This is a genomic window from Siphonobacter sp. BAB-5385 (genome assembly GCF_002261125.1).
Lineage (GTDB): Bacteria > Bacteroidota > Bacteroidia > Cytophagales > Spirosomataceae > Siphonobacter.
In genome coordinates this window covers 1-559 of sequence record NZ_NMPS01000016.1, presented here as the reverse complement: position 1 = coordinate 559, position 559 = coordinate 1, and the positions used below count along the sequence as shown (strand labels likewise).

At 54.7% G+C, this 559-nt stretch carries 1 protein-coding gene; it reads right to left on the bottom strand.

Translation table 11 applies throughout. From position 1 onward, the window contains the following. Positions 1-559, bottom strand: a 559-nt coding sequence (locus BWI93_RS27575; protein ID WP_217902203.1) for a hypothetical protein, incomplete at both ends; no start/stop codon positions are given.

Genomic DNA, 559 nt, shown 5'->3' with positions numbered 1-559 from the left:
CCGCTCGACAATATCCAGCTGAAAGGGACAGATGTGCTGGTTTTCCCGGCTTTGGGATTGTTTAGTGTTAAGCGTACGCATGCGTACCACGTCATCCCAAACGCTCTCTGAGCGGGCGGGAATTCGTAAGCTTTCAAACGAAGCAGGGAGCTTGGTTGCCTCATCCATCTGATTAGCTACCTCCACGTGGGCGGCATAATCATACACCGAATCCTTCGCCCGCTGCGTAAAGGCCCGGGCAATTTTGTCCACTGGCCATGCGGCGATTTCCGAACTAGAGAGTAGGCGATTCCCGGAACTATTCCACTTAGCCCGGGCATCGATTTGCCACTGGCCACGGGTGTACTCTTCTTTGGATTTGGTTACCGGCTCATCGGCGTACGCATTCGAAGTGTCGGACGGAAGCTTTCGAAACAGTAGCAGGTACTCAGGCGATCCGACGCCCATCTTCGAGCCATCTTTGCACTGCTCGGACCAGCCCAGGCGGTAGGTCTGATTGTTTTCCCGTACGACGTCGGTTTCAATCGTGATCTGCCCGATGAAGGCAAAACCGTGAGCC